The following is a 16,536-nucleotide window of genomic DNA, read 5'->3' on the forward strand; positions in this document are numbered from 1 at the left end:
CTTATCGAACGCACAAACTGCTGCCTCAAAGCAGGATTTCGCCCAGGTTGACAGCCTCGCCCGAACCATCAAATACAAATCTGATCTTCATAAGCTCACCAAAGACCTCTGCAGTCCATACTCGGAAGACATCCTGAAAGTCCGCGCCATCTTCATCTGGATCACCGACAATATACAATATGATTACAAATTCGTGAATGAAGAAAAAGAGATCAAAGTGCCCGATTGCTCATCCGGTGCACATTGCCAGATGCTCTGGCAGGAATGGGAGCGTAAATACCTGGCAAAGATCCTGAAAAAGAAATCAGCTATCTGTGATGGTTATACGAGATTGCTCCGGAAAATGTGCTCACTTGAAGGCATAAAAGCAGAGATCATCGGAGGGTATTCCAAAACCAAGCCTTACCAGGTAGGCATGACCGGTACGCAGAACCATGCCTGGAATGCCGTGTGGATCGATAGCTCCTGGCATTTCATTGATCCCACCTGGGCCGCGGGTGGCTGTCCCGAAGACGAGGATTCCGGTAAACTCCTGAAGTTCAGAAAATCTTTCAGCAATTATTACTGGTTCACTCCCTTTCCAGATTTCACCAGGAACCATTATCCCAGAGAACCGAAATGGGTACTGGAAACCGGTTATACCAAAGAGAAATATGCAGATTATCCCTATTATGCTTCGCATGTGATAGAGAAGATAAAGCTGCACACTCCCGCCTCAGGCGTGATCAAGGCAAAAGCTGGCGATACCATTCATTTCAGTTTTGATTACCAGGATAAGATTCGCATGATCCAGGTAAATTCCAATATATCCAGAAACCCTACTGTTTATAATTACGAAAAAGTTTCCAGGAAAAAGAAGAAATGGGTACTGGATACACTGGCAATGAAAAGGCAGGTATATATCCCTTTCATAAAAAAGGGGGACCGCTTTGAATTCAGCTATGTTGTTACCAGCAAAGAACTCTATTATCTGGATATTCTATTTGATTACCAGCGGGCCATGCGGTTCAAAGTAACAATCGACAGTAAATAATGCCCACGCATTGCACCGGTATACAATTTCTATTATATTTACCCCCGATATGCCCTTGTCACCCCTAGAATGGCTTACTGAACTGATCCCGCCACTCCGTCGCAAAAGGAGATTTCTCTTTGCGTTTTATACTGCCATTCTCGACAAAAGCTTTCCTTATTTCCATAAGCTATCTGCTTCTTCAAAAAAAGAATTCGTTCAGCGGGTCCACCATTTCAGGAAATCCAAAAATTTCCATTTCATTGAAATGCCGGAAAGAGATGATGTTTCCGTATTGGTCAGCGCCGCTGCCATTCAACTCTCGTTCGGACTGCCTGAATACCTGTTTGGATTCTTTGATGATATCTATATCATAAGCGGCGCCTATACTTATGGGGATAGTACTACACCCTGGGCCGGGCATGTGAATGGAAAAGGGATCCATGTTGCCTGGGACCATGTACTGAAAGGGTATGCCTCGGATTCGGACGGCTATAATGTTGGACTGCATGAAATGGCGCATGCCCTTGAATATGAATTTGCTTATGGTGAATATCGTTATGATCATGAAAGAACGATCCGTTTTGGCGCCGTGCGCAGGTTGATCGCAGAATATGTGCTGGAGCAATCGTATCATCCCGGCGCAATGTTCTCGGAACAGGGTCTTACCAATTACCACGAATGCTGGGCTGAAAGCGTGGAGCTCTTTTTCGAAAGGCCCGCAAACTTCCAAGCACATTATCCGCAGTTGTATGAAGGCATACGCAGGCTTTTAAATCAGGATCCCATGGAGTGGCAGCCTGCTAAACTACCACTGAGTAAGAACTGATCTTGCAGCTTTCTACCTGTTCCGGCTTTTTTTAGAGCATTCTCCATACAGGTTATTGTTCGCGGTCGAAGCCTTTACCGCTTCCATAATCACGGAAAACTTCGAGCAGCTCATCTTTCTCATGCCATTCTTTCAAGGTTTCCTTACTGATACCAAATTCCATGGTATTCATGAAGAAATCTTTAAGGTCCATACTGGTCACAGCCCTGGTATATGAGCCGGCATTCTTATACATATACACGGTATCATTTTGTATAGCGTGCGCTTTCAGGAAATAGTAAAATTTCTTGCTGCTGTCTGTATCTGTCAACAAGTACACATCCCCAACCTTTGGCTGATTGATATAAGCCTGTTGCCTTCCGCCTGCAATTACGCTGGCAATGATCCCGTATATGATCAATGCAGATACTACCAGTGTTCCTGTACACAAATAGAACGGAGTTCTTGTTTTCTCCCTTTTCCTCCAGCATTCAAAATCCTACAAATCTTTCTTTCTGAATTTTCGTACAGACCACCACAAAGGACCTCCGATCCATAACAAAAGCACGGTCACAGACAATATGATCCCGAACCCTGTTCCGAAGAACTCTTTGAACACTGCACTGGTGGCGCCCATCAGCGCGGAAATATCCATCTGTAACAATATCATGATCCTCGCCAGGTCAATCGGGTTGAGGCTGCTGAATATGATCATCGGCTTTTCCATGGGATAATCCATGAACTGGAAAAGCAGGAACAGGATGATCCCATCGAATAATAATGTAAAGTAGAACCAGAGCAGCAGGGAGATGCCGATCCCTTTCGCCTTATCTCTTGTAAGCACGGAAGCCAGTAAGGCAATGCTGATAAAGATGACGGTAATAAGTATCCCCATGGCGATCATCATCACCCCTGATACAGTTGGGGCATACAAAAGTACCGGCAAGCCGCATCCGATCAGAAAGGCCAATGAACAACTCGATGCAAGTCCGCAAAAAATACTCAGCCAGATATTCACTCTTTTCAAAGGCTGCGATACCAGCAATTCTATGAACTCGGAAGAATTGTACACATAAATAGTAGCGAACACGATACTCACCAGTGGCACCAGGATGAGCACCAGGTTCAGTAAGCTCAGTAATCCCTTCGCACTATTGTCTTCCAGGTTGAACATGGTCAGGGAGATAGCCAGCAGAAAGACCATATAAGCGATCATGATCTTGTTTTTCAGGATATCGAGTATCACATATTTAATGATCTTCTTCATAGTATCAGTTTGTTTTCATTACCTGTGCAATGGCGCGTGATAACCGGGTTTGTCCGGTGTCCTGTTTCAGTTGCTCCAGGGATTTATGGAAACGAAGGGCTCCTTCCTGCATGTAGATCACTTCAGTTACAAGGTCGTCCAGATCACTGAGGATATGCGAAGTGATGAGGATCAGCTTTCCTTTTTCTTTTTCGAGCCGGATCTTGTCTTTCAGTAATTCCGTAGAAAGAGGATCCAGTCCGGCAGTTGGCTCATCCAGGATCAGCACTTCCGGATTGAAAAGGAATGCCAGTGCGGCACTCACTTTCTGGCGGGTGCCTCCGGACAGTGTTCTCATTTTTTTACCGGATATCTCCTGCAGTTTGAATTTATGGATCAGTTCTTCATCCAGTCCGGTCTTGCTTTTCCTGATATCTTTCATCATATCGAAGACCTGTGCAATGGTCATATTCTCCGGGTAACGTCCGATCTGTGGCATATAACCGATAGCGGACCTGTACTGCCAGTGATGCAGGATATTCTGCTGGTTGAAAGTGATGAAGCCACTGTCTGGGACTACCATGCCCAGCAAACACTTGATCAGCGTGGTTTTTCCGGAACCATTAGGACCGGTGAGGCTGATACATTGACCTTTATTGAAGCTCAGGCTTACATTGTCAAGGGCCGTGAGCTTTCCGAATTGCTTGGTCACATTAGTTGCAATGATCATAATCGCTGTTTAGAATTTCAGGGATCGCATCCGTGGTTGATCGTCTTTCAGGTTCTCGGGCGTAAGAGCTGGAAGGAGTTTTTCGCTCTTATCGAACAGGTTTACCAGGAAGCTCCGGAAGAGCATCATGGCCGTTGGGTTTCTTTCCACTACCATACTGTACATACTTACCGGACGGAACGGCACATCACCGGTGCCGTCCCTGTTCAGATCGTACCCTTCATATTTATCCCAGTAATTGCTGTTGAAAGAATTGAGCACCAGGCTGCCATTGGTGGCCACATCAAAGGTGTTGCCTGAGAAATTATTTTGCTGAATGGTATTATCGCTGCAACTGGCCTGCACACGAAGCGCATAACCATTTCCGTTAAAATTGTTCCGGCTCACCATTATCCGGGTAGTGCCTTCCATATAGATGCCGGTGGTATTCCGGGTGAATTCATTTCTTTCGATATGGCTGTCGGAGATCTCTTTGAGCAGGATGCCATAAGCTGCTGCGCCCCAGTTGGAATGAAAGATATTCTGCAACATGGTCACTTTTTTGGAGAACATCACGGCCACACCGGCACCATTCCTTTCAAAGCGGTTCTGTTCATAGAGGTCATTGTTGGAGAACATGAAATGCAGGCCGTACCGGAGATTGTCATGGCTTCTGTTGTTTCTGATAATAGAGTTGGTCACAAATTCAAAATAGATGCCATCCCGATGGCCAGTGATCTCATTGTTGAGGATCTGCATGCTGTCGCTTTTCCAGCAATGGATCCCATTAGCGGAGGCGAGCTCTGTTTTAGCGTAGGAGCGGAGTATATTACCGCTGATCACGCAATTGTTGGAATGCTGGCTGTAGATGCCGAAGAATGTATCATCCAGTTTGTTGTTGCGGATGATGACATTGCGGGCATTGATGATCCGGATAGCAGCGATATCATTGTAACTGCTGTAGCCGGAATGTTGAACCAGGAAACCTTCCAGCAAAACGTTATTACTTTTTATATTGATGATCTCCTGTTTCTTTTCTCCATCTATCACGGGATATCCGATGCCGCGCAGCGTGAGCGGTTTATCGATCCCTATATTGTATTCCCGGTACAGACCGGCATTTACCAGGATGGTATCACCGGCCTTCGCCTGGATGATAGCCTGTTTAATGCTGCGGACAGGACCGCCAGGGCTTACCCGGATCACAGCTGCCATAAGGCCTGACGTGATGAAAACAAAAGCTGTTGCACATATTATTTTATTGATCGATCGCATGCCAGTTGGTGATTGTGCCTTTGAATGTTTTTTGTGCGTTCTCCGCTTCTTCCCTGGATTTGAAGGCTGCGAGATCGCCGCCCATCGGGCTGCGGAAGTCACTGCTCTTAAGCAGTATGGCTTTGCTGCTTTCTATGAGAGTACCATTGCCCCCATGGTCCAGCAGGTACACAGAATGCAGGTTGTCTCGTTTTACAGTGCCTTCTGTAAGGAAGGCCTGCAGGCATTTGGAATCATCGAACTTGTACACCTTTCCTTTTTTGGTGAGCAGCTCACCCCCGAATTTAAGATCGGAGATGGTCATTTTGCAATGGTCGCAGATATCTGTATTCAGCACCACGGGTTGTGGTTTTACATTGCAGGAAGAGAGGGATAATATGAAGAGAAGACTGGTGGCTGCAATGATCTTTGATGCAGAGCTACGCATGTGAAGAATTTCTTTCACTACTCCCCAGGCAATCAGCAGACCGGCTGTGATGAAGAGCCAGCCGCCGGTTGCGGGGATGGAGTATGCTCCGAAATTGAGCAATTGTTTGAACCCGATCAGGGGTGGTTGGTAGCTCATGCCCGGCACCTGGATGGGTGCGGCGGGGTCGAGATTATGTCCGTAATTATATTCCCACCTGTAAAAATCCACCATTGCTACAATGGCAAACAGGAAGAAAAAGCCTGCCCACAACAGGAAGAACCATTTCCGGTTGATCAGTATTGCAAGCAGGCCAAAAAAAGAAAGGATGATAAACAACCAGGGCAGCACGATGAACTCCACAAAATCCCGTGTGTGCAGGGTGCGCATTCCGATGTAGTGATTGAGGCCATTGACCACCTCCACATCACCACCCAGTTTGTGCGGATAGATGAGTAGTTCCAGGCCTTCCGGATATTGGGGGGCTGAGAGCTCAATCTTCCACATAGGAAAGAAGAGTAAGGCAATCAGCAAGGCGGCGGAGATCGCCGTAATGTATCTGGTTGTAGGAGACATCCTGTTCTTCATTTCATTTGTTTTTCGTCCTGTTAGTGATCACCGTTTATTTGGTTGCAGAGGTGTCAGGTGAGTTGGTCTTTCCCAGGCTGAAAGTAAGCGGGATATTGCTGTTTGCAGGTGATACACGGATATAGCCAGACATTTCCTGGTGCAACGCACTGCAGAAATCGGTACAATAGAATGGAACCACTCCGGTTTTTTCCGGCACCCATTTCAGGGTCTGTGTTTCACCGGGCATGATGAGCAATTCCGCGTTGTTGGCGCCTTTCACGGCAAAACCATGGGGAATATCCCAGTCCTGTTCCAGGTTGGTAATATGGAAATACACTTCATCACCCAGCCTGATGCCTTCGATATTATCAGGCGCAAAGTGGGAACGGATGCAGGTTGCATACACGTGTACCTTGTTGCCCTCGCGCACCACTTTGGCATTTGCTTCTCCTTTGGTTACATAGGGATTGGTATTTTCATCCAGCTTGAAGAATTTGGTGGAGTTCTTTGCGATCAGGTCGGCAGATACTGCCTGTGCATAGTGAGGCTCGCCGATAGTGGGGAAGTCGAGTATCAACTGCATCTTGTCTCCACTGATATCAAAGAGCTGTGCACTCTGCGCCAGTTCCGGTCCGGTAGGTAAATAGCGGTCCTTGGTGATCTTGTTATACGCGATCACGTATTTGGCGTTGGGCTTTTTGGTGTCGCCACCGGGAATGCAAAGGTGACCAATGGAGTAGTAAGTAGGGGCGCGGTCCAGTACTTTGAGATCTTTGATATTCCATTTCACGATCTCAGAACTTACGAAGAAGGAAGTGTAAGCATTCCCTTTTCCATCGAACTCTGTATGCAGTGGTCCGAGACCTGGTTTTTCCACTTCTCCATACAGAGCAGCTTCATATTTCACCACGGGGATGCCATCGTACTCGCCTTCAAAAACCTTATCGGTGATGGCTTTCTGAAGTTTGGCGTAAGAGAATACCGGGATCAGTGCAGCCAGTTTGCCGCTGCCTACAATGAATTCGCCGGAAGGATCCACATCACAGCCATGCGGTGATTTGGGGCAGGGGATGAGGTAGCAGATATCTTTCAGTTCTTTGGGATCCAGGGAAGTCACTTCAGTGAGGATCTCTGATTTTGAAGTATGACTGGTTTCATCATAAGTGTTGTGCGCATAGCGGACAGCTTTCTTCTTTCCTTTTCCGGCTTTCAGGTATTCTTCTGCCTTCTTCCAGTTTACGGCCAGGATGAAATCCTTATCACGCTGTGATGCATTCACTTCCAGCAAAGTATTTGCCTGCTCTGAGTTGTAGCAGCTGAAGAAGAACCATCCGTGGCTTGGCCCCTTGCCTGCATGGCTGAGGTCGAAGTTCACGCCGGGTGTTTCCAGCTGAAAGGAAAGGCTCATTTTTCCGGTGGCCTTATCTACACCGATGAAGCTGATAGTGCCTTTGAAATTTTCCTTGTAACTGCTGATGGGCACGTCGGTATTATCACCAACGGGCACACTGAAACGGGTGCCTGCTACAACATACTCCGTGTTCTCTGTGATGAAGGGAGAAGAGTGGTTACCGGCGCTGTTGGGTAGCTCGATGATCTCCGCAGTGCGGAAGGTTTTGAGGTCCACCCTGGCTACGCGTGGTGTGTTGTTGCCATTCACAAAGATCCAGCGGCCATCGATCTCTCCGTTGGTCTGTGATAATTCAGTGTGGTGAAGATCATCCCAGGGAACAAAGCCATGAGAGGTATTGAGCATGGGCTTGCTTTCTTCGCTGTATCCATAGCCCTTCTCCGGGTCAACGGAAAACACCGGGATCACGCGGAGCAGGCGTCCGGAGGGCAATCCGTACACGGATAATTGTCCACTGAAACCACCGGATACGAAATTATAGAACTCATCATATTTGCCGGGAGCTACATAGGTTTTCTCCGCGGCGTTGCCGGATACGGCATTGCCGGCATTATTCGGCTTACAGGAATACAACAGGGAAGCGGCCATGAGCACGGGAACGCACCTGTTGATTAAGAGATCTGATTTCATATAGTTGCTTTGATTGTTATTTGATTCCGTCGTTCTTTCTCATGAATTCATATACCTGCCTGGCTTCATCATCGGAAAGGTTCTGGTTAGGCATTCTTACCAGGCATATTTCCAGCATGGCCTGTGCCTTTGGATCTTTCTGCAGCATTTCATCGGGATTGGTGCTGAAGTTCATGATCCAGGCGGCAGTGTGGCGGCTGGTAACGCCCTTCCAGCCTGGTCCTACGAGTTTTTCATCGGAAACCTTGTGGCAGGAAGCGCATTTGAGGTCATATACTTTCTTTCCCAGTTCCGCCATTTTGGGGTCCAGCGCGGCCGCGATCTGAACATTGGTGAACTTGCCTGCTCCCCTGGCGGTATCGTACGAGGAAGCGGCGGATGCGCTTTCTCCGGCCTTTTCTTTGCCGGACGATGCTTGTTTATCCGCATTACCTGCACAGGCATACACCAGCAGTGCAAGGGCGGCTACAATGGTTAGTTTTTTCATATCCGTTTTGATTTGAGTGATATTTACACAGCAAGGGTACACTGAATAAAAAACTGCGTTTATGATCAGGATCATAAACCGGACAGGTTGAATTGCAGGATGTTTTATGTTTTTATGAAGCTGATGGAAGTCAGTTTCTATGGAGCCTGAATAATTCCTTGTAATGCAGATTGGTATTGGTTTTTAACCGGATATGATGTGCAGTGTGGATTGGAGTACCTGAGGAAAGTCATATGGCGGCCGGGGCAAAATCAATCTCCTGTTTACCGCGTAAATCTAGTTTTGAGCCCTTAACCGGATTTAATGATGATCGACACCAACCTGCTGCTCAATTGTGGCGCCAGCTATAAAGAGATCTCAAAGAATGAGATCATTTTCATGGAAGGCATGCAAGCCAGTTTTTATTATCAGGTGGTTAGCGGCAGAGTTCGCTGGGTAAGCATCAATGATGAAGGAAGGGAATTAATACAAATGATGGCGGAAGAAGGTGAGTCCTTTGGTGAACTGCCACTCTTTGATGATTCTCCTTATGCAGCCACTGCCATTGCTGATATGGATTGTACATTGATCCGTTTGCACAAAAGCCATTTCCTGCAACTGCTGAAAGAGCACCAGGAAATCCATTTTGCATTCACCAGGTTATTGTCGCAGCGCATCCGTCTCAAATTTATCCTGCTTCGCGAAATGGCGATCCGTTCTCCTGAACATACCATCACTTCCTTGCTGCAATATTTTAAAGAGAACAATATGCATACCTGTCCTGATTGCAGTAAGGTGAATCTTACACGTCAGCAGATTGCTGACATGACGGGCCTTCGCGTGGAAACAGTGATCAGGGCCATGCGTCATTTGCATGAAACAGGACAGCTGCTGATAGAAAAAGGAAAAGTATATTGTTCAAAGTGATCCTGATCATAAGATGTAGAAATACACTGTTGTTCCTTTGCAGTACAGAATCAGTACTGTATGCAAACAACCATCAGGATATGGATAAAACGGGCCCTGCTGAATCTCTTGCTCGTTGCGTTGGCAGGTAGTTTATTAAGATATAAGGTACTCTATTCTATCCCCTCTGTAGATTACAGGAACCTCATGCATGCGCATTCGCATTTTGCATTCAGCGGATGGGTGAGCTTGTGTTTGTCTGTTTGTATTGCAGGCATGCTGAAGTTGAACGAAAATCGCTTCAGGCATTACCAGTTTTCTTTCTGGTTATTATTGATCGCCGCATTCGGCATGTTGCTGAGCTTTCCTTTCGGTGGTTATAATATTGTGTCGATCACGTTCAGTACTTTGTCGATCCTGGCCTCCTGGCATTTTGCGTTCATTGTCTGGAAAGACCTGGGCAGTGCTGATTTGCCTGCTGCTGTTGTGTACTGGATCAAAGCTGCGCTTTGCTTTTATATGATCTCGGCGGCAGGACCATTTTATCTGGCAAGACTGATGGTAACAGGCAGTCCGTATCAGCAATGGTATATCGGATCCGTTTACTTCTTCCTGCATTTTCAATACAACGGGTGGTTTGCATTTGCGGTGACAGGATTGTTCATGGGAATGTTGTACAGGAAGGGTATTTCAATAAACAGCAAGACTATTTTCCGGTTGCAATTCGTGGCCTGCATACCTGCATTTTTATTATCAACCCTCTGGATGAAATTGCCCCAGTGGTTATATCTGATAGCGGTTGGCGGCGCACTACTGCAGGTGATTTCGATGGTTCTTCTACTAAGAGTGGTCTGGAAAGAGAAAACTGCAATAAAGCAATCATTCGATAAAGTACCCCTGTTATTGTGTAATCTGGCATTGCTCGCTTACTGCATCAAGACCTGCATGCAGGCGCTCTCGGTTGTTCCTGATCTCAGTTATCTCGCATTCGGCTTCAGGCCGGTAGTGATCGGTTATCTGCACCTGGTACTACTTGGTTTTATTACGTTCTTTTTACTGGGTTATGTTTTTCAGCAGGATCATCTCAGCCTGGCCAATGGCAGGCCTGTTCCCGGCATCATCTGTTTTGTAACAGGGGTGATCCTGAATGAACTTTTTCTTTTTATTCAGGCGATAGCTTCCATTGCAGGAACCAATATCCCGCTGATCAATTATTTCCTTTTTGTGGCGGCCCTGCTCATGCTGGCGGGATTGATAGTACTGAACTATTCCCAACTCAATAATAATTTCTTCAAATATGGAATATCCTCAAAAAAACAGCGGGGAGCAACCGCTTCAACAAGCTGATCAATGTTCAGTATCATGTACTCCCGGTGAAACCATCGGGCAGATGGTTGCCAAAGATTTCAGTAAGGCTGCTGTGTTCACGAAATATGGGATCGATTTCTGCTGCGGCGGTAAGAAAGGCCTCCTGCAGGTTTGTTATGAAAAGAACCTCGACTTCAATAAAATATCCGAAGAACTGGCTAAATCCGGTCAGTTGCTGCATGCGAATTCATTGCCTTACCAGCAATGGCCGCTGGACTTCCTGGCTGAATACATTGTAAACGTCCATCACACGTATACCCGCGATAAACTGCCTGAGTTGGCTGCTTATGCTGCTAAAGTGGACGCAAAACACAGCGGTAAGAATCCAGAACTGGCCATTGTAAGATCACTGATCGCTGAGATTGCCCTGGAGCTGGGAACACATCTTCAGAAAGAAGAAAATATCCTGTTCCCGATGATCGCCAGGCTGGTAAAGGCAGGGCAGGAGGGGGGCGCTGCCATTCCAATGGGCATCGGGCACCCGGTACAAAGGATGATCCTGGAACATGAGCAGGCTGGCAGCATCCTGCAGAAGATCCGCGAGCTTACCAATGACTATACACCACCTGAATATGCCTGCATCACCTGGAAGGTTTTCTATGAAACCCTTGCCGCATTTGAATCTGACCTGCATGTGCATATTCATCTTGAAAATAATATCCTCTTCCCCGGCGCGCTGAAGCTGGTGAACCTGCAATGAGGATCTGTCCAGTCAATTGTTGTGAATACCGGCCTCCGGCTCTCCGGAGGCTTCATTTTCACCTGATTGCGATATTCTCTTTCCCGATTTCGTAACCTCAGGAGTTACTGCTCCCTATACTTTTGCGCAAATTTTCCGTGAATATGTATAGCCAAACCCTCCGGCTGCTTATAGTAGTTTTCAGCACCTTCTTTTTTATCCCCGCTTCTGCCCAGGACAAGTCTGGCAGTATCCAGGGAACCGTAAACAGCTCAGATAATTTTCCCGCTTCCAACGTTAGTGTGGTCATCAAAGGCACCAAACTGGGTACTGCCACAGACAATGATGGAAATTTTGAGTTTGCAAGGCTCAAAGCCGGTGAATACACGCTGGTGATCTCCCTGGTGGGTTATGAAACCCTGGAGCAGTCAGTAAAAGTGGAAAATGGACAGATCGCCAAACCCGTGATCACGCTGCAATACAGCAACAACCAGTTGCAGACTGTGATCGTTACGGGTGGAAAGAATAAATTCCTCGTAAAGAAAAGTGCCACCGTGGCTAAAATGCCGTTGTCGAACCTGGAAAATCCCCAGGTGTACAGCAGTATCTCCAAAGAACTGATCAAAGAACAGGTTACCACAGATTTCAGTAACCTGGTAAAGAATGCAACCGGTGTTTACAAGATTTCCAATAACAGGGGCATCAATTCCGATGGCGCTACCTATTACAGCCTCCGTGGTTTCAGAACGGAAGTGAGTATGGTGGATGGCGTGCCCACTCAAACCAATGGTGAGATCGATCCTGCCAACGTTGAAAAAGTTGAAGTATTACGAGGACCTTCTGCCACGCTCTTCGGAGGTGCAGTGACTGGTTTTGGGGGTGTGATCAATCTTATTACCCGCAAACCACAGGAGAATTTCGGTGGCGAAGTGAGCTACCTCACAGGCAGCTACAACCTGAACAGGCTTACTGCCGATGTGTATGGGCCTCTCAATAAAGAAGGAACCCTGCTTGGCCGTGTGAACATGGCTTACCAGAGCCAGAACAGCTGGCAGGACGCCGGTTTCAGAAAATCATTCTTTATAGCGCCTGCTCTCGAGTACCGGGTGAACGAAAGACTGAAGATCAATTTCAATGCAGAACTGTATACTTCAGAATCTACCAGCCCAAGCACTATCTTCCTGAACAGGTCACGTAAATTTGTAGCAACAAATCCGGATGAACTGGGCTTCGACTGGAAACGTTCTTACAGGAACAATGACCTGACCATGAAGAACCCTACTGCCAACCTCAGGGCGCAGTTCAGCTATAAGATCAGTGACCAGTGGACTTCACAGACCATTGTTTCCAGCAATACCCGCGAATCAAAAGGCTATTATATCTATGAATTCGTGCGCAGGTTAACGGATGATTCCCTTGAACGGAACGTGAGCTATCAGAATACATTCAATTCCACCCTCAACATCCAGCAAAACTTTGTAGGTGATTTCAAGATCGGCGGTCTCCGCAACAGGTTGTTGATCGGACTGGATTATGTAGCGCTGAAAACCAATAATGACAACTCACCCTATATCGCTTTCGATACTGTGAATGCACTGAAGTTTGATGATGCAGCGTATACCAGGCTTTCCCGCATTGCGGTTGATGCCAGGCTCGCAGCCAGCAAAGCCGCCCCTACACGTAACCATACCAACACCAGTGTTTACAGTGCGTATGCATCGAACGTACTTAACATTACTCCTGCATTGTCCGCCATGCTGAGCCTTCGTGTTGATCGCTTCGAAAGTAAAGGCACCATCAACCATGCTACCAATGCATTGACGGCTAATTCCAAATACGGACAAACTGCTTTCTCTCCCAAATTCGGGTTGGTGTACCAGCTGATCAAGGATCGTTTGTCTTTATTCGGAAACTATATGAATGGTTTCTCCAACGTTACTCCTGTTGTACAACCGCTTCCTGATATTTCAGGTGTGATGAAGCCACAGCAGGCCAACCAGGTGGAAGGTGGTGTAAAGCTGGACATGTTCAACGGAAAACTCAACCTTACTGCCAGCTACTATGATATCCAGGTGGAAAATCTCGTAAGAACAGATGCTCTGAGCCGCGACGGACAGACCTATAATATCACTGTTCAGGATGGAACCCAGTACAGCAAAGGGTTTGAGCTGGAAGTTATTGCCAATCCTTTCAGTGGTATGAACCTGGTGGCAGGTTACTCTCATAACTACAGCAAACTCGTTAAGGTAATGGATAAGTACCTGATAGGCAGAAGGCCTGCCGGTGCCGGTCCTGCCGATCTTGCTAACCTGTGGATCAGCTACGGCTTCCCTAAAGGTAAACTGAGAGGCCTGGGCGCAGGATTTGGCGGTAACTATGTAGGGGACTTCAAAACTTCCAACAGTGCACTCACGGGAAATTTCACTCTGCCTGCATACACCTTGATCGGTGCAACTGTTTTCTATGAAACAAAGTCATTCAGGCTTGGTGTGAAAATGGACAATGTTACCAATGAAATGTATTTCGCAGGTCAGGGTACACTCTCCCCGCAAATGCCAAGGGCCGTGATCGCCAATATCACTGTGAAATTCTAATAAGAGCTTAATACACACAGCACATCAGCCGGCCTGGGAGTTTTCCGGGCCGGTTTTTTTATGGAAAAGAGATACGAGAAAACTGACGAAAATCATGTTTGGAATAATCCCTGGTCATACCACCACAAAACCTGCCCCGGTAATTTTGTGCTGTTATGATCAGTCTTCCTTCCCAATCACTCCTGCAGAAATACGATGTACCGGCACCCCGGTATACCAGCTATCCCACAGTGCCTTACTGGGATCATTCCACCCTCAGTGAAGACGCCTGGAAGCAGCAGGTAGCACAAACTTTCCTGGATGAACAGGGCGAGATCAGTCTGTATATGCACCTCCCTTTTTGTGAAAGCCTCTGTACTTTCTGCGCCTGCAATAAACGGATCACAAAGAACCACGAAGTGGAGGATCCCTATATCCAGACGTTGCTCAAAGAATGGCAGCTCTATCTTGATATCCTTCCCGCCAAACCCGTGATCCGTGAGATCCACCTGGGTGGCGGAACCCCTACCTTCTTCAGTCCGGCCAACCTCTGGAAACTCATTCACGGTATTACCAGTACCAGCATCATTGCAGATCATCATGCCTTCAGCATTGAAGCGCATCCCAACAATACTACCGAAGCGCACTTACAAGCCTTGTCCGGTGTGGGCTTCAACCGCATCAGCGTGGGCGTGCAGGACTTCGATCCGGTTGTACAACAGGCCATCAACCGCATACAGACCTTTGAAAAAACAAAGGAAGTGATCTACAGGGCCAGCAAACTGGGATACTCAAGTATCAATGTAGACCTGGTGTATGGATTGCCGCATCAGACAGTACATAGTGTGGAAGCTACTATCGGAAAGATAACGGCGCTGATGCCCGACAGGATCGCGTATTACTCCTACGCACATGTTCCATGGAAAAGTAAAGTGCAGAGAAGGTATACCGATGCAGATCTGCCCGGCGCTGCAGAGAAACTGGAAATGTACCAGCGTGGCAAGGAACTGTTACTCGCATCAGGGTATGTTGCTATCGGCATGGACCATTTTGCGCTTCCTGGCGATCCGCTGCTGGAGGCTACCGAACAGGGAAAACTCAACCGGAATTTTATGGGATATACCACTACCAACTCCAAACTCATCGTGGGACTGGGCGCTTCCGCTATCAGCGACGGATGGGGCGCCTTCGCTCAAAATGAAAAAACGGTGGAAGCATATGAAGCATTGGTACAATCAGGCAAACTGCCCCTGATCAATGGCCATCTGCTCTCTGAAGATGACCTGGTGATCAGGAGATATGTGCTGGACCTCATGTGCAGGCACCAGACCCAACTCAGTCACCCTACTTCTGACCCTACTTTCATCCCCAATGCGAAAGAGCGTTTACAACCCATGGTGCAGGATGGATTGGTGGAGATCGATGGAAATACCATCACCATTACAAATACCGGAAAATCCTTTATCAGGAATATCTGCGCAACGCTGGATGCGAGGCTGCACGCAGCACAGAGCGAAACCAATGTTTTCAGCAAAGCGATCTGATAAGTTCAGTAAATTTATAAAAACGGAAACGCTATGATGTACCAGCATAAATACAAAACAGCTGCGGAAGCAGTACAACTGATCCGGTCCGGTCAGCGTGTGTTCATTCACGGTAGTGCAGCCACGCCTGTACCATTGGTAAAGGCCCTGCAGAAACGGCATGAAGAACTGGAAGGTGTTGAACTGGTGAGCATCACCATGCTGGGAGAACTTGATCTGATGCGGGAAGAATACCAGAGGAGCTTCTTCATGAACTCCCTTTTTGTATCTGCCAGTGTGCGTGATGTAGTGAACCAGGGCAGGGGTGATTATGTACCGGTCTTCCTCAGCCAGATACCGCAACTCTTCAAGAAAAAGATATTGCCCGTTGATGTAGCGCTCATACAGGTTTCACCACCGGATAAACATGGGTTCTGCACCCTTGGTACATCCGTGGATATCGCCAGATCGGCCGTTGATATGGCTGAAACCGTGATAGCACTGGTGAATCCGCTGATGCCACGCACACACGGGAATGGCATGGTGCATGTGAGTAAAATAGATGTACTGGTAGACCATACCATGGAACTGCCGGTAGTGAATTATTCGGCTAAGATTGATCCGGCTGTGGAGCGCATCGGAGAATTGGTGGCTTCGCTGATCCCCAATGGCGCTACACTTCAGCTGGGCATTGGTAATATTCCAGACCAGGTGCTGAAGAACCTCGCCGGTCACAGGCAGCTGGGATTGCATACAGAAATGTTCTCCGATGGAGTAGTGCCGCTGATTGAAAAAGGCATTATCGATAACAGCCTGAAAAAACTGAATCCGGGCCGCTCTGTTTCTTCTTTCCTGGCAGGCACGCGCAGACTCTATGATTTTGTGGACGATAATCCTGCGGTGGTGATGATGGACATCGGGTATGTGAACGATCCCAGCGTGATCCGCCAGAAC

15 protein-coding genes are annotated in these 16,536 nt (G+C 47.3%); 8 read left to right on the top strand and 7 right to left on the bottom strand.

Annotation, left to right across the window (positions count from 1 at the left end):
- On the top strand, positions 1-1,033 hold a 1,033-nt coding region (locus ACTHMC_RS18280; protein ID WP_440415241.1), incomplete at its 5' end, for a transglutaminase domain-containing protein.
- Positions 1,034-1,082: 49 nt separating this feature from the next.
- Complete coding sequence (locus ACTHMC_RS18285; protein WP_440415243.1) at positions 1,083-1,841, top strand: zinc-dependent peptidase; 759 nt, start codon at positions 1,083-1,085, stop codon at positions 1,839-1,841.
- 52 nt (positions 1,842-1,893) lie between these two features.
- Here the strand turns inward: ACTHMC_RS18285 and ACTHMC_RS18290 are convergent, their stop codons facing one another.
- From ACTHMC_RS18290 to ACTHMC_RS18320, 7 genes are read right to left on the bottom strand one after another with little or no spacing between them, the layout of a single operon-like run.
- Positions 1,894-2,271, bottom strand: a complete 378-nt coding sequence (locus ACTHMC_RS18290) for a hypothetical protein (RefSeq protein WP_440415245.1) — start codon at positions 2,269-2,271, stop codon at positions 1,894-1,896.
- 48 nt (positions 2,272-2,319) lie between these two features.
- A complete protein-coding gene (locus tag ACTHMC_RS18295; protein ID WP_440415246.1) occupies positions 2,320-3,087 on the bottom strand; it encodes an ABC transporter permease subunit in 768 nt (255 codons plus the stop codon).
- Between the two features lie 4 nt (positions 3,088-3,091).
- Complete coding sequence (locus tag ACTHMC_RS18300) at positions 3,092-3,796, bottom strand: ABC transporter ATP-binding protein (protein ID WP_440415248.1); 705 nt, start codon at positions 3,794-3,796, stop codon at positions 3,092-3,094.
- 9 nt (positions 3,797-3,805) lie between these two features.
- Complete coding sequence (locus ACTHMC_RS18305) at positions 3,806-5,050, bottom strand: nitrous oxide reductase family maturation protein NosD (RefSeq protein WP_440415250.1); 1,245 nt, start codon at positions 5,048-5,050, stop codon at positions 3,806-3,808.
- A complete protein-coding gene (locus ACTHMC_RS18310) occupies positions 5,034-6,044 on the bottom strand; it encodes a nitrous oxide reductase accessory protein NosL (protein WP_440415251.1) in 1,011 nt (336 codons plus the stop codon). Before ACTHMC_RS18310 ends, ACTHMC_RS18305 begins: the two co-directional genes overlap by 17 nt.
- Before the next feature lie 34 nt (positions 6,045-6,078).
- A complete protein-coding gene (gene nosZ, locus ACTHMC_RS18315) occupies positions 6,079-8,067 on the bottom strand; it encodes a Sec-dependent nitrous-oxide reductase (RefSeq protein ID WP_440415252.1) in 1,989 nt (662 codons plus the stop codon).
- A 16-nt stretch (positions 8,068-8,083) separates the two neighbouring features.
- On the bottom strand, positions 8,084-8,554 hold the full coding sequence (locus tag ACTHMC_RS18320) for a c-type cytochrome (protein ID WP_440415254.1): 471 nt from the start codon (positions 8,552-8,554) through the stop codon (positions 8,084-8,086).
- Between the two features lie 303 nt (positions 8,555-8,857).
- On the opposite strand from ACTHMC_RS18320, the gene ACTHMC_RS18325 reads away from it, so the two are divergent.
- The 6 genes from ACTHMC_RS18325 to ACTHMC_RS18350 form a co-directional block, all read left to right on the top strand.
- Positions 8,858-9,460 (top strand): Crp/Fnr family transcriptional regulator, encoded by a 603-nt coding sequence (locus ACTHMC_RS18325; protein WP_440415256.1) that lies wholly within the window; start codon positions 8,858-8,860, stop codon positions 9,458-9,460.
- Positions 9,461-9,520: 60 nt separating this feature from the next.
- The gene (locus ACTHMC_RS18330) at positions 9,521-10,786 is read left to right on the top strand and encodes a hypothetical protein (protein WP_440415257.1); all 1,266 of its coding nucleotides are present in this window, start codon (positions 9,521-9,523) and stop codon (positions 10,784-10,786) included.
- A complete protein-coding gene (gene ric, locus ACTHMC_RS18335) occupies positions 10,737-11,507 on the top strand; it encodes an iron-sulfur cluster repair di-iron protein (RefSeq protein ID WP_440415259.1) in 771 nt (256 codons plus the stop codon). Before ACTHMC_RS18330 ends, ric begins: the two co-directional genes overlap by 50 nt.
- 143 nt (positions 11,508-11,650) lie before the next feature.
- Positions 11,651-14,080, top strand: coding sequence for a TonB-dependent siderophore receptor (locus ACTHMC_RS18340; RefSeq protein WP_440415261.1), 2,430 nt, complete (start codon positions 11,651-11,653; stop codon positions 14,078-14,080).
- 155 nt (positions 14,081-14,235) lie between these two features.
- Positions 14,236-15,603, top strand: coding sequence for an oxygen-independent coproporphyrinogen III oxidase (gene hemN / locus ACTHMC_RS18345; protein ID WP_440415262.1), 1,368 nt, complete (start codon positions 14,236-14,238; stop codon positions 15,601-15,603).
- 33 nt (positions 15,604-15,636) lie between these two features.
- On the top strand, positions 15,637-16,536 hold a 900-nt coding region (locus tag ACTHMC_RS18350), incomplete at its 3' end, for an acetyl-CoA hydrolase/transferase family protein (RefSeq protein WP_440415263.1).

The organism is Pseudobacter sp., from assembly GCF_051955275.1.
Classification (GTDB): Bacteria; Bacteroidota; Bacteroidia; order Chitinophagales; family Chitinophagaceae; genus Pseudobacter.